The following is a 20,112-nucleotide window of genomic DNA, read 5'->3' on the forward strand; positions in this document are numbered from 1 at the left end:
TTTGCGTATCTGCTGCTGAGCAGACTGCCACCAAGGTGCGCGCTTCCGCTGGAAAACGGCGGATATACGGTACGAGAACGCCACTTCGGGGTCGCGCGCGGTCGACGGCCGCCCGGCCCCGTGCGCGTCCGGGCGGAGCGCCGCGACGCCGCCGCGGCGCTCCGCCCGAACCCGCGTCGGCTCCCGGACCGGTCAGGGACTGCGCGTGGTGCCGGTCCGGTCGCCGTGCTGCCGGCCGTGCCGGGTGGAGCTGCGCAGTGCCGCTCAGCGGGATCCGGCCCGCGCCATGGACCCTCGGCGCGGCTGCATCGGCACCCCGCGCGCGGGTTCCGCCGCGGACCTGCCCGCGGCGGCCGCCCGGGCGGCGGTCGCCCTGGCCGCGGCCGTGCGGCCCGCGGCGGGCGGACGGCCGCCCGCGGACCCGCCGGACGTGCGGCGCGACTGGCCCGCCACACCGTTCTGCACGTCCATCACGGCGTGCGCCACCAGACCGCCCATCGGATCGTGCCGGATCAGATCCCGCAGCCGGGAACGGGACGAACGGCCCTCGTTGCCCGGATACAGGTGCTTGCCCAGCCCGACCGCGTGCGCCAGGGCGGCGAGGGCCGCGGTCCGCGGGTCCGGCGGGACGCCGGTGCGGATCGCGGCATCCAGCCGGGCCCTGATCTCCCGGCTGATGGCCGTGTCCGTGGCCTGGTAGCGCGTCGTCGGCAGCACCCCGCACATCTGGCCGGGAACGGCGGCCACCATGCCGCACCGCTCCAGATGTGCCAGGTAGGTCTGGCGGAGCCCGAGCCGGGGCCCGCCGATCCAGTGGACCGCCCGGACCGGAGCGCCACGCCTGCGCAGCAGCTCCAGTGCGGAGTCCAGAGGAGGATCTCCTGTCGGCCGTGGCATCACCACAGCGATACGATCCCCGTCTGGGGCTATCCGCCCGGCCAGTGCAAGCTCCACTAGCTGCGCTCCGGCCAGACCGAGGTCGAGCGACTGCGGCTGCGCAGTGGTACCCGTGGCCGGGTCCAGTGCGAGCAGCAGAAGCTCCTCCGGAAGTGTTCTGCGGCTCCTGCCCATCCATGCCTCCCCGCGTGGATGAATGACAGGGTGACCCCTCTCACATTGGTCTGTCGAGGGTGCGTGACCGCTTCGTAGTGGAACCGGTAGGTATGTCGTGCCCGTCTTCCGCGTGGGTTTGGCCCGTACACAGGACACTGGTACATGGTTCGACACAGCGGTGCGGCCACGCGACCAAGCACGTGGCAGGGCCCGTTGGACGGCCCCGGTCCGGGTGACGGTTCACGGTTCGACAGCACGCGGGGCGTGCGGTGCATGGAGGAGGCATCGGTGGCGGGCGAGTCCCCCGACAGTTCGAAGCAGCGCGAGTCGTCGGCGAAACCGGCGTCGGGGAGCGCGGGTCCGGAAACCGAGGCCAGGAGCGACAGCGGCGCGGCCCGCGGCACCCTCGATGCGCGCGTCGTGCTCACCAAGGAGGACGAGGGGGCCGGTGCGTCCGGCTCGACGGGTACGTCCGTTCCCGACGCGGCCGGCGAGGGCGGTGGAGTGGACACCGCCACCCGGGTGCTGTCGGTGCGTGAGGTCGTGACGACGGCGGAGAAGTCCGGGAAGCCGTCGGACATCCCGGAGAACTCCGGCGAGTCCGACACATCCGATACGCCCCGAGCGGATGCCGCCCAGGGCGACGCGTCGCGTGGAGGCGGTGCGTCCGAGACCGGCCGCGAGGACGGGCGGAAGAAGAGCGAGGAGTCCGCGACGCGCGCCGGGAAGCAGTCCGCCGACACCGGCAAGGCCGCCTCGCGCACCGAGGACGGCGAGCCCGAGGCCGGCAAGGGCGAGGCCGGCGAGCCGGCGGGTGCGGCGAGCCCGGACAGCGAGCCCAGGACCGCCACGTCCGAGAAGCCCAAGACCGTCAACCTGAAGAAGGACGACGCACCCGAGGGCCGCGGCGAACCCGAGAAGTCGGGGGAGCCCAAGCGCGTCGACCTGACGAAGGACGACGCACCCGAGGCCGCCAAGTCCGGCGCCCGCAAGGCCGGGAACGCGACCGGCGCCACAGCCGGCTCGACGGGCGGGCCGAAGGCGGGTGCGTCCGTCGACCAGCCCACGACCGTCTTCACGACGGCCAAGCGGCCCGCCGTCGACCAGCCGACCACGATGCTGAAGCTCGGCGGCGCCACCAAGGACGCCAAGCAGACCGGGGACGCCAAGGGAGCGAAGGACGCCCAGGGCGTCCAGGACGCCCCGAAGACGGGTGCCCGGCCCGCCGCCGGCTCCCGCTCCGGTGCGTCGGACGGCGAACGGACCAGCAAGTTCGTCGCGCTCAAGCCGCTCGACGACCCCTCCACCCGCAAGCCGCAGCCGCGCACCCCGCAGGCGCCGGCCGCGCAGACCACGCCCCCGGCGGGCGCCATGGGCGCCGTGGGCGCCGCGGACCCCACGGTCGTCGTGCCCCGGGCCACGGCCGAGCGCACCGCGCAGCAGCCGCTGCCGCCCAAGCCCCCGCTGGACCTGCTGGCCGAGCTGACGAACACGCCGCCGCCCCCGCAGACCCCGCTGCGCACCCTGCTGCGCCGCATCAAGATCTGGTCGCCGGTGGTGGTGCTCCTCGCGATCATCTTCGCGGTCGTACAGGCGCTGCGCCCGCTGCCGTCCCCCACCCTCGTGCTGTCCGCGAAGGACACCTTCACCTTCGACGGCGCGAACGCCGGCCTGCCGTGGCCCGACGAGGGACAGGGCTGGATGGACGTCGACGGCATCGGCACGATGAGCCACTTCGGTGAGCAGACGCCGGTGGCCATCGGCTCGGTCGCCAAGACGATGACCGCGTACATCATCCTGCGCGACCACCCGCTCAAGCCGGGCCAGGAAGGCCCGAAGATCAAGATCGACGAGCAGGCGGAGAAGGAGGGTGGTTATGACAGCAGCGGTGAGTCCACCCTCAACACGGTCAAGGCCGGCGACTACCTCACCGAGAAGCAGGCCCTGGCCGCCGTCATGATCCCCTCCGCGAACAACATCGCGCGGCTGCTGGCGCGCTGGGACGCCGGCTCCGAGGAGGCGTTCGTCAAGAAGATGAACGCCACGGCCAAGGAGCTGGGCATGACCGACACCACCTACACCGACCCCTCCGGCCTGACGGCGACCACCGTCTCCACGGCCCGGGACCAGGTCAAGCTCGGCCACGCCGTGGTGAAGAACCCGGCGCTGGTCGCCATCACCAGCGCGGCCAGCTGGACCGACCCCTCCGGCCGCAACTGGCCCAACTACAACGAGCTGCCGTACACCATCGGTGCGATCGGCATCAAGACCGGCACCACGACCGCGGCCGGCGGCAACCTGCTGTTCGCCTCCCGCAAGGAGGTCGACGGCCAGACGGTCACCGTCGTCGGCGCGATCCTCGCCCAGCACCAGGGACCGTCGATCCTCGACACGGTCAACAAGGTCAGCCGGATCGCGCTGACGGCCGCGGAGGACGCGCTGACCTCGGCGAAGATCCTGAAGAAGGGTGATGTCGTCGGGTACGTGGACGACAGGCTCGGCGGCCGCACCCCGGTCGTCGTCACCAAGGACGTCACGGCGGTCGGCTGGTCCGGCCTGAAGGTCAAGCTGGCCCTCACCGGCAACGACCTGCCGCACGAGGCCGAGGCCGGGACCACCGTGGGCCGGCTCACCGTGGGCGACGGCGCACAGGGCGCGGTCCAGGTGCCCGTCGCCCTGCAGACGGACCTCAGCGAGCCCGGCTTCACGGACAAGCTGACCCGCCTCGGCTGACCGCCGCGGCACCCCGGCCCGCCCGCCGGCCGACCGCTCACCGGCCGACGCGGGCGTCCCCGGGGGCGTGCGGCCCTCGCGCACCCCGTCGCCGAGCCCCACCCGCGGGCTCTGCGGCGGGGTGCGTGCTAGCGTCACGAATCGGGCACGTGGCCGGTTGCGCGGGACGCGGCCGCGAACTCATGGACAGGACACGGGGAGTGCCTTGCAGTGGCCACAGCGGAGTCGACACGCGCGGACGACGCCGAGCCGGGGCCGGGAACCGGCCCGCGAATAACAGCGCCGCAGACCACCACACACCCTGACGGACAGCACACCGGCACGGGGGGCGGCGGCGGGGACGGCCCGCCGCCGACCGGGCGGCTGCCGCGCACCCGGGCGGCCGTCACGGCCCTGCGGAGGTGGATGCTCGGACACCCCGCCCTGTCGATCACCGCGCTGGCCGGTGTGCTGCACATCGTCTGGTTCTTCACCGTCGCCAACAGCGGCGGCGACCTCGCCGCGCAGGACGCGTGGGCCGAGTTCGTCGGCCGGCACCCGGACTCGGCGTACAACCTCGCCTGGTACGGCGGCATGCACCCGGTGTCCTACAGCATGGTCTCGCCGTATCTGATGTCCCTCCTGGGCGTGCGGACGACCATGATGATCGCGGGCACGGTCTCCGCGGGCCTGCTGACGCTGGTGCTCGTCCGCAGCCGCCGGGTGCGCAACCCCCTGTGGGCGGCGCTCGTCGGGGTCTTCGGCCTGCTGTGCAACGCGGCGTCCGGCCGGGTGACCTTCGGCCTGGGCACCATGTTCGGGCTCGGTGCGGTCGCGGCCGTGTTCTGCTGGCCGTACCGCTGGCGGCACAAACGCTGGGCGAAGGCGCTGGTCGCGGCACCGCTGGCGGCACTGGCCACCATGTCCTCGCCGGTCGCCGGCTTGTTCGTCGGGCTGGTCGCGGTGGCGCTGTTCCTGCAGAAGCGCCGCCCCGGCGCCTGGGCGCTCGGGCTGGCACCCACCGCGGTGGTGGCCGCCTCGGCGCTGCTGTTCCCGTTCTCCGGCACCCAGCCCATGGCCTTCGGCTCGGCGGTGCTGCCGCTGCTCTACGCCGTGCTCGGCGCCGTCCTGGTGCCCAAACGGTGGAAGACCGTCCGGATCACCTCCTGGGTGTACGCCCTGTTCGTCGTCGGGGTGTGGCTGATCAGCTCCCAGATCGGCTCCAACATCACCCGCCTGGCGATGCTGTTCGCCGGGGTGGTGCTCGCGGCCGCGCTGCCCTTCACCGTGCCGCGCACCCGCAAGTGGTACGCGACCGTCCTGGCGCTGGTCGGCTTCGTCGTGTGGATCGGGATCAAGTCCGTCGACGACGTCGTCCACACCGCCCCCGCCGCGTCCTGGTCCCGCGAGCTGGCCCCGCTGGTCCACCAGCTGCAGAAGGCCGGCGCGCAGAAGGGCCGCGTCGAGGTCGTCCCGGCCAGCTCCCACCGGGAGGCGTCCGCGCTGGCGCCGTACGTCAACCTGGCCCGCGGCTGGAACCGCCAGGCCGACATCGAACGCAACCCGCTGTTCTACGACGACACCCTCAACGCCGAGAACTACCACGAGTGGCTGCGCCGCTGGGCCGTGCACTACGTGGTCCTGCCCAAGGGCGAACCCGACGGCGACGGCGGGCACCGTGAACGCGACCTGGTGCTCGGCGGCCTGCCCTACCTGAAGCAGATCTGGGGCGACGCCAACTGGCGGCTGTACGCGGTGACCGACCCGACCCCGCTCGCCGAGCCCGACGCGGTCGTCCAGCGCGCCGAACAGGGCGAGCTGACCCTCGAGGTGCGCAAACCCGGCCGGATCCTCATCCGGGTGCCGTACTCGCCGTGGCTGAGCCTGGTCGACGACAACGGCAAGAAACTCAAGGCACCGCAGGAGACCGAGGCATCCAAGCACCGCGCCCCGGGCACGCCGAAGACGTACGACAACATTCACGGCTGCCTGGCCGAGGCCGCCGAGGACGCCCTCGGCGACAAGTGGACCACCCTGCTCGCCCCGCGGGCGGGCACCTACCGTCTGGCCGCCCCCTACCAGCTCCCCCGGGGCACCCCCTGCCCCGACGAGCTGAAACCGTGACCGCCCCGACGGTCTGAGACCACAGGCCACAACCTCCGATGCACTGAGCGGAACACCGCCCGGGCCGGCCGCCCGACGCCGGACCCGGGCGGTGCCGCAGCACGAGGCGAAACCGTCGTCACCGCGCCCGGCGGTCACCTCGCCCTGTCGCCGTTGCCCTTGCCGTGGCCGGAGCCGTTTCCGCTGTTGCCGTCGGTCCCGTCACCGCACCGGGAAGGCCACATCGCACACCGGGTCATCGGGCCCCGCCGCGTCCCAGTCGGCGAAGTACACCTCGCGGGGCGGCCCGGCCTGCTCCAGCCCCTGCGCGGCGATCCACCGCTCCACCGCCTCGAACGCCGCCAGAATCCGCGGAAACGCCACCTGCGCCCTGGTGATCCGGGTGTACGCCAGCCGCCGCGCCGGCTCCACCCGCACACCGGTCCGCCAGGCCCGGGCCCGGCCGCCCTCCCCGGCCCACACCCGTGCCGCCGCCTCGTCGGCGACCGGCAGACAGCACTCGGCGGGCCCGTCGCTCTCCATGGTGACCTCGGCGTGGTGGACGACGAACGGCGCCCCCGCACCCCCTCCGCACGCACCGGCCGCCTCCTCCAGGCGGTTCAGCGACGCACCGATCCACGCGGGCAGCTCCGGCACCGGCGTGCGCCGGGTCTCGGTGATCAGCACCTGTTCCGGCACGTCGACCGTCTCGACCGGGAACTCTCCGTCCATCTCCGGGCTCCTTCCCGACAGCTGTCCACGCAGGTACGCGGCGAGGGCACGCTGCCCGGTCACCCGGGTCTCCACATCCGCCCAGTACACGCCGAGCCGCTGCGCCGCCTCGGGCCCGTCGGCCTCGAGCACCTCGGCGATCCGAGCCGGCGGCATGTCCAGCCGACGCAGCAGCGTCACCAGCCGGGACCGCTCCATCTGGTCGGCACGGTAGGAGCGGTAACCGCCGACCTCGTCGACCCGCGCCGGAACCGAGCAGGCCCAGGCGGTCGTACAGCCGCAGCGCCTTGGGCGACAGCCGGGCCCGGGCGGCGAACACACCGATCGTGAGCAGCTTTTCGGCCACGTTCCGGTCGCCCTCGTCCTCCGTCGCCGGACGGGCCGTTCCCGCCCGGCGACGAAGACGCTGCACCCTTCCCCAGGGGCAGGGGCAGGGGCAGGGGCAGGGGCAGGGGCAGGGGCAGGGGCAACGCCACCGGCGCGCCCGGCCCGGCTGCTCCGGCGCGGCCCAGCTGCCTTCGCTCAGCCCAGCTGCTCCTCCACGGCCGCGACGACCTGAGGGGCCTCCGGGTCGGTCTGCGGGGAGAACCGTGCGACGACCCGCCCGTCCCGCCCGATGAGGAACTTCTCGAAGTTCCAGCGGATGTCCCCGCTGTGCCCCTCGGCGTCCGCGAACCCGACCAGACGCTGGTAGAGCGGGTGCCGCCCCGGCCCGTTGACCTCGACCTTCTCGGTCATCGGGAAGGTCACCCCGTACGTCGCCGAACAGAACTCGGCGATCTCCTCCGCACTGCCCGGCTCCTGCCCCGCGAACTGGTTGCACGGCACCCCGAGCACCGTGAAACCCCGCTCGGCGTACCGCTCGTGCAGCCGCTCCAGCCCGGCGTACTGCGGGGTCAGCCCGCACTTGGACGCCACGTTCACGACGAGGACGACCCGCCCCGCGTACTGCCCCAGATCCGCGGACCCACCCTGCAGCGCGCCGATCTCCACCTCGAGAGGCGCCGCACCGTTGCTCTCCGTCATGGTCATGCGGGCGATCGTAACGCTCGGCTGTGACACTCCCCAGGCCCGCGCGCGCCCCGACCCCTCGGAAGCCCGCGCTCCGCCCCTTTGTCCACCGGCCGGACGAAGCCGCCCCCGCCCGGCCGTCCACCCGTTCGGGTGGCCCCACCTGGCGACCGCACGCCCCCGCGCACACGGTGGAGCCACCCCCTGCAGAGAGGACCCCACCATGACGCAGCAGCCGACGACACCGGGTGGCCACCCTCACGACCGGGACCGCACCGACACGACCGACACGCTGTCCGGCGCCGGCTTCTGGGCGACCGGCGGCACGATCTTCGCCGGAGTGGTGCTGCTGGTCGACGGACTGCTGAACATCCTCAAGGGCATATCGGCCGTCTCGTCCGACCGCATCTACGCCCAGGTCGACAACTACATCTACCGCTTCGACCTCACCGGCTGGGGCTGGGCCCTGGTCATCGTGGGCGCGATCGCCGTCCTCACCGGCCTCGGCCTCCTCGTGGACGCCCTGTGGGCCCGGATCGTGGGCGTGTTCATGGCCTCGATCAGCCTGGTCGCCAACTTCCTCTGGCTGCCCCACCTGCCCCTGTGGGGCCTGATCTCCATCGCCCTCGACGCCTGGGTGATCTGGGCCCTCACCGCCCACCGCCCCCAACGCCCGGCGACGCTGTGAGCTGAGCGGCGCATCGCCCGGCAGACGCCTGAGCACCTCACCCAGCAGGCGCCGGCCGGCCCGGCGCGCCCCCGGTCACCCACGCTGTTCCACACCCCGCACCGGATGCGCCATCGTGTTCTCCACAGCCGCCGTCGCGGCGGAAACCCACGAGAGGTAGGGCATGAAGCGCATCATCGCCCGGCTGTGGCGCGCGATCCGCGGCCCCGTGCAGTGGCGCATCCTGTGGCTCGCCAATTCCACGTTCATGGTCGGGGTGACGGGCATCGTCCGAGACGACCAGGGCCGGGTGCTCGTGCTGCGGCACCGCATGTGGCCACCGGGACGCGAATGGGGCCTGCCCACGGGATTCGCCAAGGCCGGTGAAGACTTCGGCACCACCGTCGTCCGCGAGGTCCGCGAAGAGACCGGCCTGGAGGTCGAGCCCGGCCGGCTGGTCCGCCTGAAGAGCGGTTACAGGCTGCGCGTCGAAGTCGCCTACGAGGCCCACCTCGTCGGCGACGCGACGCCCCGCGTCGACGACTTCGAGGTGCTGGAGGCCCGATGGTGCCCGCCCGACAGCTTGCCGGCCGGGATGCAGGAGGCCCACAAGCAGCTCATCGCCGACACGGCACCGGACGACCAGGTGAACGGTGCCTGCTCGCCTGCCGAAACGGTGAAATGATCGGGTGCTAGGGGAGTTCGCGGCGGACCAACGCCCGAGCGAACGGTTCTCCTGTGGCCCGTGCGTAGGCCATCCGTTCACGCACCTCTCGCAGGGTGCGCGGGCGATAGCCGGGGCCACCGGAGCAGCCTCTGTGAAAGCGCACACCGGCGTGCAGCAGCACGGAGAGGGCGCGCCAGGCCGCGGTGTCCCGCTTCCTGGGAGTCGCGAAGGCAGAACCGACGTGGATCATCGGCCCGGCGCAGCGCGGACAGACCCGGTCGCGGTCCTGGTCGTAAGGGCTGGGGAACGGCTTCTTGTACGCGGCCCTGCAGGGCAGACAGACATACGACGTCGTGTCCATGCGCGCAGAGTAGGTGCGCCGCAGAACGGGATGCGACAGATTTTCGGGTGAGCGAGTGCCTGCGCGGGCACGCCCCGTCGGCACCACACCCGAGGCACCGTGGCCGGCGTCATCAGCCCCTTTGCAGAGGCAGCGAACAGCCGACGTCTCGGTGGGACGTGCTGCTCAGGTCGATCTCGGCCCAGCAGCGTTTGCCGGCCTCGGTCGGTTCGGCGTCATACCGGTCGGCGAGAGCGGCGACGAGGAACAGGCCCCGGCCGCTCTCGCTGTCCGGGCAGGGCAGAGCAGGCGTGGGCAGCACCGGGCTGGAGTCGCGGACCTCGATCCGCAGGACGACGTCGTCGAGGCTGACGGCGAGCAACACGCGCTCGGCGCCGGCGTACTGCACCGCATTGCTGACGAGTTCACTGATCACAAGCTCGGCCGTCTGCACCACCTCGGCATGCAACCCCGCGTTCCATCCCGCTATCACCTCAACGGCACGGTGCCGGGCAAGGCGCGCAGCGGCGGGCGTCGCGGGGAGGGACAGCGTGAGCTGATGCTCGGGCATGTGCAGGCTCCGATCCGGGCGACGTCACCTCACGTAACCATGACATTGCGCTGTGTGGCGAGTCCTTGGTGTGGGTACCGCATGGCTTATGCAGGAACCGCATCACCGCCCTCCCCTGAGCGCATCGCGCTGGCAGGATCAGCGACGGTGGACGGGGCCGCGGCAGATGGCCGACGCGCAGGAGGAAGCAAGACGGATCGCGGAACGCATCCGTCGGGCGCGGGTGTCGCAGCGGCGTTCCCAGCACGACGTGGCCGCAGCGCTCGGGTATCACCAGTCCAAGGTGAGCCGTCTGGAGAGCGGACGCGGCACGCAGGACATCCGCGTACTGCGCGCCGTCGCCCGCGAACTGGACATCCCGCCGCACGAGTTGGGCCTCGCCCCGCCTCAGGACGTCTCCGCCGCCGATCAGGAGGCTGACGACATGCGACGCCGCACCTTCCTCTCCGCGAGCATCGCAGCGCTCACGGCTCCGGCCGGCTCCCCGCCCTCGCACACCGCCCTCGTCCAGGCCCTCCTGCCCGGTGCCGACCCTCCGGGCACCGGTGACCCGCAGGACACGGCCGTCCTGCACGACCGCGTCGCATCAGCACTCAGGCTCCTCCACACCTGCCACTACGCGGAGTTGGAGCGCGCCCTCCCCGGCCTGATCGCCGACCTGCGACAGGCAGCCGACGACGCGACGAACAGGGACACGGTGTCCCGGCTCCTGGCCACGGCGTATCAGACGACCACAAGCCTGCTGCTCAAACGGCACGACCAGGGCACCGCATGGCTCGCCGTCGGCCGCGCGATGGCCGAGGCCGAACGGTCGGGAGATCCGGTCGTCCTCGCCTCCAGCGTTCGCGTCCAGGCCCACGTCCTGGTCCGCGAACAGCACGCCACGCAGGCCGTCACCCTGGTCCGGCACACCGCCGGCCGGCTCGCCGGCTCCTACGACCGGCGCTGTCCGCAGTACCTCGCTGCGGTAGGACTGCTGCTCCTGCGCGGCGTGACCGCGGCCAGCCGCCTCGGCGATCGCGCGGCCACGCAGGAATTCCTCACCGAAGCGAAGGACGTCTCGCGGTACGTCGCTCTCGACCGGCCCGGCGCGTGGGCCACCTTCAGCCCGACCAACGTCGCCCTGCACGAGCTGAGCGCTCTGGTGGCCTTCGGCGACGCCGGCCTCGCCCTGCGGGCGGCACAGCCCCTCATGCGCCGCCCCATCCCGGTCCCCGAGCGCCGCGCCGCACTCTGGATCGAGACGGCCCGCGCCTACAGCCAGCAGGGCCGCCTGGCCGACGGCTACCAGGCGCTGAGGATCGCCGAGTCCTGCGCCGCCCAGGACATCCGCCGTCCGGACATCCGCAGCCTGGTCGCCGACATGGCCGCCCGCGACCGCCGACGAACACTGCCGGAACTGCATCATTTCAGCCGCCAGTTGGGAGTCCCCACGTGACAGAACCGACCGCCCTGGACACCAAGCCCTTCCTGTACGTCGTCGTGTGCGCGTCGGGCGTGGCCCCTGACGTCGGCACGCTCATCACCGCCGCCCAGAAGGCCGACTGGAACGTCGGCGTCATCGCCACACCGCAGGCACTGGGTTTCATCGACACCAGGGCGATCGAGGCGCAGACCGGCTACCCGATCCGTTCCGCCTGGCGTACACCGGGGCAACCGCGTCCCCTGCCGCCGGCGGACGCGATCGCCGTGGCTCCCGCCACCTTCAACACCATCAACAAATGGGCCGCCGGCATATCGGACACCCTCGCCCTGGGCATCCTGTGCGAGGCCTACGGCCTGGGCATCCCGACTGTGGCCCTGCCCTACGTGAACTCCGCCCAGGCCGCCCACCCCGCCTACCGGCAAAGCCTCGACCGGCTGCGGGACATGGGCGTCCTGATCGGCTCCTACGACCCGCACCGCCCCAAGGCCGGCGGCGGCGCGGAACGCTTCCGCTGGGAGGAGGCACTGGAGTTGCTGGCGTCGGCGACCGGGGGCGTGGACCGGAACCGATGAACCCCCTGGTGGCCTTCGCCACTCTGCGGTTCGGGGAGCTGGCGGCCTTACGGCGCCGGGACATCGACGTGGAGGGGTGGACCGTGACGGTGCGCCGTGCGCAGGCCGAGCTGCAGGACGGCCGGCTCGTCGACAAGGCGCCGAAGTGGACCACTTCGCGGCTCCGGGACATGACGGTCATGTCTTCGTCGGGCCGCAGGGAGGGCAGCTGCGGCGGAGCAACTTCCGGGACGACTGGGTGAGGGCCCGGAAGGCGGCGGGCGTGACGGAGGAACTGCACTTCCACGATCTGCGGCACACGGGCAACACGCTGGCGTCGACGGCCGGCGCCAGTACGCGGGAGCTGATGACCCGGATGGGGCACAGCAGTTCCCGGGCGGCGCTGATCTACCAGCACATGACCAGTGACCGGGACCGGGTGATCGCGGACCGGCTCGGCGCCATGATTCGGGACGGTGGGGGAGCGGGCTCCGCGTCGTCCGACGGGGGTCGCGTGACGTCGTAGTGGCACGGTTGTGGCACGACCCCGGATATGCCGAAGGGCCAGCCTGGGAAGAGAACCCTCCTGAGCTGGCCCTTTGTGCTGTGCCCCCGGCAGGAGCTGAACCTGCTTCACCCGCGTTCCGCTTTCGATCCGAACGCGGTCGGCAGAGCCCGGCCCCATCGGACAGTGCGTGCTGAGACGCGCATGGGTGCCTGCGTCCGGTGCCGTTGATGTCACCTGTGGATGTCAGCCGGAGTCAGCGCTTCTTGCGAATCTTGCGCTTCTTTTCCTTGGCCTCCTTCTCCTTGCGCTGGGCAACTCCGTACGCGGACCACGGCCCCTGGTGAACCGGACAGCGGGAGGTGCCTGTCACCACCTTCCGCTGACACGGCTTTCCTGTCTTGGTCCTCGCACCGCACTTGGCCATGCTTCTTCCCCCTCCAGCCTCGTCACGCAGAACGTAAGCCCTAGACACCATGACTTGGCTTCCGCCGGTGGGGAAGGCGCACGCTGGCTCCGCAAGATACACGCGGGAGCACACTGGGGCTCTCAGGTGGAACATGAGACAGGTGGCTCCGGCTGACCGACACGCATGCGGCTCCGGAGGCTGTACGACAACCATTCAACTGGGCAGGTCACGGCCCTGCACCTGGCGGATAGGGCGAGGTGCGTCCATGGACAGTCCACGGTTGCTGGAGCCCCGCCTTGGGGATGAGGTTCACGCCGTCGTGGGCGCGGATGGCCGGCGGGGTCGTCGCGTCGAGGGCGTCCAGGACGCGGATCGCGTACGCCTCGTCGGCAAGCTCGGTGACCTCTTCGCGGGTGGCCCAGCGCAGTGCGCGGGTCTCCTCACCGGTGGTGGGCACGCCGTCGGCTGCTTCACATCGGAAGACCAGCGAGACGATCAGGCCCTTCATGTTCTTGTAGACGCCGGTCAGGGTCGCCGGAAGAGCGATCTTGATTCCGGTCTCTTCGAGGACTTCACGCTGGAGGGCTTCCGGGATGGTCTCGTCACGTTCGAGAACACCGCCCGGCGGCTCCCAGTGGCCGTTGTCGCGGCGCTGTATCAGCAGAGCACGGCCCTGGTCGTCCACGACGACCCCGGCGACGCTCACGGAGTGCGGGCGTTCAGTGCTCACGATCCTCGGCCCTCTCGGCTCACAAGGCTCGCCGCCGGAGCAACAGAGCTCACTGCACGTGCCGGTTGCCGGACACCTGAGCGGCGGTTGCTGTCGAACGCCGCCGTCACAACGGCCCGGACCATGATCGTCCGGGCCGTTTGCGCTGGTGCCCCCGGCAGGATTCGAACCTGCGACACCCGCTTTAGGAGAGCGGTGCTCTATCCCCTGAGCTACGAAGGCGGATCGTGGCGACGTGGGCCACAGCCGTCAGGGTACCGGATCCGGGCGGGGGCGTGGGGTCAGGTCAGGGGGACCTGGGTGAAGCGGGAGGCGACGTGGAGGTCGGCCTCGATGCGGGACGCGGTGTCGCGCAGGGCGGGGAGGAGGTGGTCGAGGCAGGCCTCGCGGGTGTGGCGGGCGGCGTGCATGGCGAGGTTGGCGGCGGCCACGGTGCGGCCGGTGCGGTCGCGGACGGGGACCGCGAGGGCGCGCAGGCCCTGTTCGAGTTCCTCGTCGGCCAGAGCGTAGCCGGCGCGGGCGGTCGGGGAGGACGGGTCGGCCAGGAGGACGCGGCCCAGGGCGGTGGCGTGGGCCGGGAGGCGGGTGCCGACGGTGATGTCGACGGCCATGATGCCGTGGGTGACGGCGCGGGCCGTGTACTGGATCTCGTCGGCGGACGGCGTGAGGACCGCCAGGGACGCGGACTCCTGGACGCGGGCCGCGAGGTCCTCCAGGTGGGGCTGGGCGATGCGGGGGAGTGAGGTGCGGGACAGCGGGGGGAAGCCGAGGGAGAGCACCCGTGGGGTGAGGGTGAAGGTGCGGGTGTCGGGGTGGTGGCGTACCAGGCCCAGGTGTTCGTAGGTGATCAGGGCTCTGCGGGCGGTGGCGCGTGCCAGGCCGGTGGCCCGGGCGACCTCCGTGAGGGTGAGGGCGGGCCGGGACGCGTCGAAGGCGGTCAGGACGGTCAGGCCGCGGGCCAGGGATTCGACGAAGTCCCTGCCCAGTTCCTGTTTCGACGCGGCCGTCCAGGTGGCCAGGTCGGCGGGGGGCGGTCCCTGGGGTGCGGGCGGGGCGGTGGCGAGGTCCCGTTCCATGGCCGCGACCGTTTCGCGCAGGCGGGGCAGCAGGGTGGCGCGCAGGTCCTCGGCGGTGTGGCGGCTGGTGTGGCTGACCACGTTGGCCACGCAGGCGATCCGGGCGGTCGCCGGGTGGCGTACGGGGGCCGAGACGGCCACCAGGCCCGGCTCGATCAGCTGGTCGTCCAGCGCCCAGCCCTGCCGTGCGGCGTCGGCGGTGCGCTGCTCGAAGTCGTCCCGCAGGTGGGGGCGCGGCGGTACGGCCGGGAAGGTGCGGTCCTCCGGGTCGGCCGCTCGGCGTCGGCGCCAGTGCTGCCAGTCCGTTTCCGTCCACTCGGTCGCGAAGAGCGGCCCCGGTGCGGTGCGTTCGGCGGGCAGCAGGTCGCCGATGCGGAAGCTCAGCGACATCGCGCGGCGCCGGGTGGCCTGGTGGATGAAGCGGATGCCGTCGCGGTCGCCGACCGCCAGGGACACCGACTCGTCCAGTGCGTCGGCGAGTGCGTCCGCGTGTGCGTCGAGCAGGGCGGGCAGGCGCAGAGCGGCCAGGTAGGCGTTGCCCAGTTCCATCAGGCGCGGGGTGAGGACGACGTCCCGGCCGTCGAGGCGGACGTATCCCATGCGGGCCAGGGTCGCGGTGATGCGGTCCACCGTGGAGCGGGCCAGGCCGGTGGCCTTCTCCAGCATGCTGGGGGTGAGGGTGCCGCCCGCCTCCGTCAGGCGGTGCAGGACCGTGATGCCGCGGATCAGGGGGGTGACCGCCTCGGCGGGGACCGTGGGTGTCTCGGGGACGTCGGAGGCCTCGGGGGCGGTGGCGGGTGCGGCGCCGGCGGCCCCGGTGGGCCGTGTCGTCGGGTGCGCGGGCGTCGCGGGCATCGTCGGTCTCTCTCCCGTGCGGGACTCAGGGGCGGCGGGCAGCACGCCTACGGTAGTCCGGGCGGGGCGGGAGGAGATGCGGAGAGGAGAAGGAAGGGCAGGTCGGGGCGGGTCACTGTCGCGTGACGCGGACCCGGTAGTTGCCCTCCAGGTCGGCTGCCGTGACGTCGATGCGTATGCCTGCCTCGGGGTCCTTGAAGGTCTCGCCGGGGGCGAAGGGGGCGTCGGAGAGTTCGGCGTGGACGTTGGGGCTGTTGGTGCAGCCGCCGGTGTCGCGGTGGGCGTCGAAGACCTTGATGGGGCCCTGACCGGTGTCCACCCCGGCGTCGACCTTGTAGATGAGGATGCCGGGGCAGCACACCTCCTCGTCGTTGCCGTCGCGGGTGCGCAGTTCGAGGGCGTAGCCGGTGCGGCCGTCGAGGGGGACGAACACCAGCTTGGGTCCGCCCGGCCGTCCCAGCGGGGTCAGCGTGTACTCCTTGACGCCGCGTCCGCTGGCGCAGTGCACCTGGTCGGCATCCAGCCAGCCCAGCTTCCATTTGTGCCAGCCGAGCAGGTCGTTGTTGGCGCCCCAGTCCTCGCTCATGATGTCCCAGTGGCCGACCGCGCCCCCGCCCTCCTGGGTGTACAGGTCGGGCAGGCCGAAGACGTGGCCGTTCTCGTGGGGCAGGACCCGGTAGCCGGTGTGGGGGTAGGAGCCGGAGCCGTCGTCCTGGCGTGAGTAGACGAACGAGGCGTTGGCGATCGGGACGCCGTCGGCGACGGGGGCGGCGGTGTTGCCGGCGAAGGTCACCGACAGGACCGTCTCCAGGGCGGGCGGGCCCGCGTTGGGGGTCATCAGGACGTTGAGCAGGTCGTACTGGCGGAAGTCGACCTTGGGATCGGCGGCGGCCACGATGTCCTGGACGAGGCGGCGGTAGCCCGGGTCGAAGGGGGCGCCGCGTTCTATGCCGTAGTCCTTGAACGGTTTCGGCATCCGCAGCCAGTCGCGTATCGGGGTCTCCGGGCGGTAGGTCAGACGGCCGTAGGAGGCGGTGCGGAACCACTCCTGGGTCTGCGGGAAGAACTCGTGGAAGCGGTCCATGGCGGTGCCCTCACCGGGGGCGTCGGAGAAGTCGATCATCAGGGTGAGGGCGTGCACGGTGCCGGTGGAGCGGGCGTAGTGACCGCGGGTGGGTATGCCCTCCGCCATCTGCACCGCCGAGCTGCCGCTGATCAGGCAGGGCACGAGGGCGGGGGTCAGGGCGACCGCTCCCGCCCGGGCCGCCGTGTCGCCCGCCGTGAAGTGCGCCGTGCCCGCCGAACTGACCGCGAAGGTCAGCAGGGTGACGGCCGCGAAGGCGGCCGCGCGACGGTGGGGTATCCGGCATCGGGGCGGCTGCGGCTGCATGCGTGGACCTTTCGCTCCAGGCAGCCACCGGTTCGCTCCGAGAAGCCACCGGTATCCGGCTGCACCCTTTCGCTCACCCTGTGTCGCGGCGCCGCCGGTCGCGCGCTGAAGAGGTCCGGTCGTGGGACGGGGGGATCCGGGCGGGGGAACGGAGGAAGGGGAGCGGCCGGACGGGGGAACGGAGGAAGGGGGCGGGCCGGTGGTGAGCGGGGGCGGCGCGGAACCAGCCGGAGAACGCGGTCCGGCCGGGCGGCGGGGCAGGGGCGGTGGTGGGACGCGGGGGTGCGGCGCGGCGCCGTGCCGGGTGGGGCCGCGTGTCCGGGGCGGGGCTCGATCCGTGGGAGGGGACGACGTCTCGCCGGATGTGCCGCACGTCACATGGACATGTCGTACGAGGGGGAAATAACCGGGGATCTGTTCCCCGTTTGGACCAGTGCCCGCACGAAACGGAGAGATGTTCCCCGGATCGCGCGGCTCACCGATCCGTACCGATCAAGCAACCGAGTCATCGACCCAGGAGTACGCCGTGAACGCCCCGACGACCGCGCGGCCCGTGCAGCGCAAGGCGACCCGGCCGCGTGCCGACGCCGTGCGCAACCGGGAGCGGATCGTCACCGCCGCCCGGGAGATGTTCGTGGAGGACGGCCCCGAGGTGCCGCTCGACGAGATCGCCCGCCGGGCCGGCGTCGGCAATGCCACGCTGTACCGCAACTTCCCGGACCGTGACGCCCTCGTCCGCGAGGTCGTCTGCTCCGTCATGGACCGCACGGCGCACGCCGCCGAGGAGGCGCTCGCTCGGACCGGCGACGCGTTCGAGGCGCTGTCGCGCTTCGTGCACGCCGCGGCCCGCGAACGGATCAGCGCGCTGTGCCCGATGCTGTCCAGCACCTTCGACCAGCACCATCCCGACCTGGTGGCCGCCCGTGACCGGGTGGAGCGCCTCGTCGCGGAGGTCATGGACCGCGCCAAGGCGGCCGGGCAGCTGCGCGAGGACGTGGGCGTGGGCGATCTGATGGTCGCCCTCGCCCAGCTCAGCCGCCCGCCGGCCGGTACCGGTTGCCTCGTCCACGACCGCTTCGTCCATCGTCATCTGCAGCTGCTCCTGGACGGACTGCGGGCCCCGGCCCGTTCGGTCCTGCCCGGGACCGCCACGACCCTGGAGGATCTCCGCCACGCCTGACCGGTCGCCGCGGCCGGGGCACGACGTGACCGGCCCGCGACCGCCCGTCGTACGCACCGTACGCAGTCGTACGTCCTAGCCGGGCCGACCGTGCACCGGGCCTCGTCGGACAGCGTCCGACAGGTGCCGGGCGTCCGTCCGCTGACTCGCTGACCGAAGGTCACGCTCCGGGCCGCCGCCGGTCGCCGGCCGGTGGTCCGTGGCCGGTGGCCGGTGGCCGAGGCGAGGGGTACAGCGCCGTACCCCCGGTGTACAGCGCCGTACCCCGGTGTACAGCGCCGTACCCCGGTCCCTCGGTCTTCTCCGGCGGCCGTCCCGGCGGCCGCTTCCTGGATCTTCTCCGCCCTTTGCGGGGCGGGTGTCGTCCTGTGACGCGCTCGCTCCTCCCTTTTTGTCACGCAACGTCACACAACGTCATCGTTCTCGTCTCCGACGTCCCGAAGTGGATACATCCATGTCCGAAACAGCCGCACAGGCTTCCGGAGTCCGCGCGCAGTCCGCGGACGCCAACCGCTGGAAGGCGCTCGTCTTCATCGCGCTGGCCCAGCTGATGGTCGTGCTGGACGCGACCGTCGTGAACATCGCCCTGCCCTCCGCCCAGCGCGACCTGGGCATCTCCGACGGCAACCGGCAGTGGGTGGTCACCGCCTACGCCCTCGCCTTCGGCGGACTGCTGCTCTTCGGCGGCCGGATCGCCGACAAGTGGGGCCGCAAGCGGGCCTTCGTGGCCGGCCTGGCGGGCTTCGCCCTGGCCTCCGTGCTCGGCGGCGCGGCCACGAGCGGCCCGATGATGTTCGGCGCGCGGGCGTTGCAGGGCGTCTTCGGCGCGCTGCTGGCACCTGCCGCGCTGTCCCTGCTGGCGGTGACCTTCACCGACGCCAAGGAGCGGGCGAAGGCGTTCGGCATCTACGGTGCCATCGCCGGCGGTGGCGGTGCCGTCGGGCTGCTGCTCGGCGGGTTCCTCACCGAGTATCTGGACTGGCGCTGGACGTTCTTCGTGAACATCCCCTTCGCCGTGGTGGCCGCCGTGGGCGCGGTCTCCGTCGTCCGGGAGCCGGAGGGCGGCCGCAACCGTGCGCCGCTGGACATCCCGGGCGTGCTGCTGTCCACCCTCGGCCTGGTCGCACTGGTCTACGGGTTCACCCGCGCCGAGTCCGACGGCTGGGGCGACGCCGTGACCGTGGCGATGTTCGTCGCGTCCGTCGTCCTGCTGACCGCCTTCGCGGTGGTGGAGGCGAAGGTGAAGGCGCCGCTGCTGCCGCTGCGCGTGGTGACCGACCGCAACCGCGCCGGTGTCTACCTCTCCCTCGGCCTGGCGATCATCGGCATGTTCGGGCTGTTCCTGTTCCTGACCTACTACCTGCAGGTCGTCCAGGGCTACTCGCCGGTGGCGACCGGCTTCGCGTTCCTGCCGATGGTGGCCGGCATGATCACCGGTTCCACGCAGATCGGTGCCCGCCTGATGACGCGGGTGGCGCCGCGGCTGCTGATGGGCCCGGGTTTCCTGGTGGCGGCGATCGGCATGCTGCTGCTGACCCGGATCGAGATCGGCTCCTCGTACCCGGCGCTGCTGCTGCCGGCGATGGTGCTGCTGGGGCTCGGCATGGGCACGGCGTTCATGCCGGCGATGTCTCTGGCCACCCAGGGTGTGCAGCCGCGTGACGCGGGCGTGGCCTCCGCGATGGTCAACACCTCGCAGCAGGTGGGCGGCGCCATCGGCACCGCCCTGCTGAACACCATCGCCTCCTCCGCGACGGCCTCCTACATCACGGGCCATATCGCGGCCGCCGGCACCGGGACGGGCCGACAGCTGGTGCAGCTGCAGGGCCTGGTGCACGGCTACACCCAGGCCATCTGGCTGGCCGTCGGCATCCTCGTCGTGGCCGGCGTGATCGCGCTGACCTTCGTCACCGCGGGCCGGCCGGGCAGCATCCGGGTCACCGGCTCCGACCGGACCCCGGGCGCGGACGACGAGGTCGCGGTGCCGGTCGTCCTGCACTGACGGCGGGCGGCACGACCGGACCGTCCGGGACGGACTTCCGGGACGAGGGCACGGACACCGGCACAGGGACACGGATACGGACGAACGGATCCGGATCCTGTTCGAAGGGCGGTCCGGGCTCGGCGGAACCGG

Annotated in this window: 16 protein-coding genes, 1 tRNA gene and 2 pseudogenes; 9 read left to right on the plus strand and 10 right to left on the minus strand. The window is 72.2% G+C overall.

Translation table 11 applies throughout. The annotated features are described in order from the left end of the window. Window positions 1-264: 264 nt before the first annotated feature. Window positions 265-1,071 (minus strand): GPP34 family phosphoprotein, encoded by an 807-nt coding sequence (locus tag OG899_RS15430; protein WP_125500165.1) that lies wholly within the window; start codon window positions 1,069-1,071, stop codon window positions 265-267. Between the two features lie 255 nt (window positions 1,072-1,326). On the opposite strand from OG899_RS15430, the gene OG899_RS15435 reads away from it, so the two are divergent. Next, complete coding sequence (locus tag OG899_RS15435; protein ID WP_189427790.1) at window positions 1,327-3,786, plus strand: D-alanyl-D-alanine carboxypeptidase; 2,460 nt, start codon at window positions 1,327-1,329, stop codon at window positions 3,784-3,786. A gap of 210 nt (window positions 3,787-3,996) precedes the next feature. Then, complete coding sequence (locus tag OG899_RS15440) at window positions 3,997-5,889, plus strand: MFS transporter (RefSeq protein ID WP_168131753.1); 1,893 nt, start codon at window positions 3,997-3,999, stop codon at window positions 5,887-5,889. Window positions 5,890-6,090: 201 nt separating this feature from the next. On the opposite strand, the pseudogene OG899_RS15445 reads toward OG899_RS15440, so the two are convergent. Continuing rightward, a pseudogene (locus OG899_RS15445) lies at window positions 6,091-6,946 on the minus strand (MerR family transcriptional regulator). A gap of 176 nt (window positions 6,947-7,122) precedes the next feature. Then, on the minus strand, window positions 7,123-7,632 hold the full coding sequence (locus tag OG899_RS15450; protein ID WP_168131752.1) for a glutathione peroxidase: 510 nt from the start codon (window positions 7,630-7,632) through the stop codon (window positions 7,123-7,125). A 202-nt stretch (window positions 7,633-7,834) separates the two neighbouring features. On the opposite strand from OG899_RS15450, the gene OG899_RS15455 reads away from it, so the two are divergent. Further along, the gene (locus tag OG899_RS15455) at window positions 7,835-8,299 is read left to right on the plus strand and encodes a hypothetical protein (RefSeq protein WP_168131751.1); all 465 of its coding nucleotides are present in this window, start codon (window positions 7,835-7,837) and stop codon (window positions 8,297-8,299) included. Between the two features lie 163 nt (window positions 8,300-8,462). Next, entirely contained in the window at window positions 8,463-8,963 is a 501-nt protein-coding gene (locus OG899_RS15460) for an NUDIX domain-containing protein (protein WP_189427789.1), read from the plus strand. 7 nt (window positions 8,964-8,970) lie between these two features. On the opposite strand, the gene OG899_RS15465 is transcribed toward OG899_RS15460, so the two are convergent. After that, the gene (locus tag OG899_RS15465) at window positions 8,971-9,306 is read right to left on the minus strand and encodes a deoxyxylulose-5-phosphate synthase (RefSeq protein ID WP_125500652.1); all 336 of its coding nucleotides are present in this window, start codon (window positions 9,304-9,306) and stop codon (window positions 8,971-8,973) included. A 112-nt stretch (window positions 9,307-9,418) separates the two neighbouring features. Next, a complete protein-coding gene (locus OG899_RS15470; RefSeq protein ID WP_125500651.1) occupies window positions 9,419-9,856 on the minus strand; it encodes an ATP-binding protein in 438 nt (145 codons plus the stop codon). 166 nt (window positions 9,857-10,022) lie between these two features. Here OG899_RS15470 and OG899_RS15475 point away from each other — a divergent pair, with 166 nt between their 5' ends. From OG899_RS15475 to OG899_RS15485, 3 genes and pseudogenes are all read left to right on the plus strand, one after another. Further along, complete coding sequence (locus tag OG899_RS15475; protein WP_125500650.1) at window positions 10,023-11,294, plus strand: helix-turn-helix transcriptional regulator; 1,272 nt, start codon at window positions 10,023-10,025, stop codon at window positions 11,292-11,294. Further along, window positions 11,291-11,854: a flavoprotein gene (locus tag OG899_RS15480; protein WP_125500649.1), complete on the plus strand. Its 564-nt coding sequence runs from the start codon at window positions 11,291-11,293 to the stop codon at window positions 11,852-11,854. Before OG899_RS15475 ends, OG899_RS15480 begins: the two co-directional genes overlap by 4 nt. A 5-nt stretch (window positions 11,855-11,859) precedes the next feature. Next, window positions 11,860-12,359, plus strand: a pseudogene (locus OG899_RS15485) (tyrosine-type recombinase/integrase); the annotation flags it as partial. Window positions 12,360-12,594: 235 nt separating this feature from the next. Here OG899_RS15485 and OG899_RS15490 read toward each other — a convergent pair. The 5 genes from OG899_RS15490 to OG899_RS15510 form a co-directional block, all read right to left on the minus strand. Beyond that, complete coding sequence (locus tag OG899_RS15490; protein WP_356849131.1) at window positions 12,595-12,960, minus strand: HGGxSTG domain-containing protein; 366 nt, start codon at window positions 12,958-12,960, stop codon at window positions 12,595-12,597. Between the two features lie 13 nt (window positions 12,961-12,973). Continuing rightward, window positions 12,974-13,477, minus strand: a complete 504-nt coding sequence (locus OG899_RS15495) for an NUDIX hydrolase (protein WP_168131748.1) — start codon at window positions 13,475-13,477, stop codon at window positions 12,974-12,976. A 146-nt stretch (window positions 13,478-13,623) separates the two neighbouring features. Beyond that, window positions 13,624-13,699 (minus strand) — tRNA-Arg (locus OG899_RS15500). Between the two features lie 59 nt (window positions 13,700-13,758). Continuing rightward, on the minus strand, window positions 13,759-15,408 hold the full coding sequence (locus OG899_RS15505) for an IclR family transcriptional regulator C-terminal domain-containing protein (protein WP_189427788.1): 1,650 nt from the start codon (window positions 15,406-15,408) through the stop codon (window positions 13,759-13,761). Window positions 15,409-15,520: 112 nt separating this feature from the next. Next, window positions 15,521-16,798, minus strand: coding sequence for a M6 family metalloprotease domain-containing protein (locus OG899_RS15510; RefSeq protein WP_125500646.1), 1,278 nt, complete (start codon window positions 16,796-16,798; stop codon window positions 15,521-15,523). Window positions 16,799-17,324: 526 nt separating this feature from the next. Between OG899_RS15510 and OG899_RS15515 the strand changes: the two genes are divergently transcribed. Together OG899_RS15515 and OG899_RS15520 are read left to right on the plus strand one after the other, a co-directional pair. After that, window positions 17,325-17,978 carry a TetR/AcrR family transcriptional regulator gene (locus tag OG899_RS15515; protein WP_229813835.1) on the plus strand — a complete coding sequence of 218 codons (654 nt, stop codon included), beginning with the start codon at window positions 17,325-17,327 and terminating at the stop codon, window positions 17,976-17,978. A gap of 454 nt (window positions 17,979-18,432) precedes the next feature. After that, on the plus strand, window positions 18,433-19,980 hold the full coding sequence (locus tag OG899_RS15520; protein ID WP_125500816.1) for an MFS transporter: 1,548 nt from the start codon (window positions 18,433-18,435) through the stop codon (window positions 19,978-19,980). Window positions 19,981-20,112: the final 132 nt, after the last annotated feature.

The sequence above is a fragment of the Streptomyces thermoviolaceus genome, assembly GCF_045209695.1.
Taxonomy (GTDB): domain Bacteria; phylum Actinomycetota; class Actinomycetes; order Streptomycetales; family Streptomycetaceae; genus Streptomyces; species Streptomyces thermoviolaceus.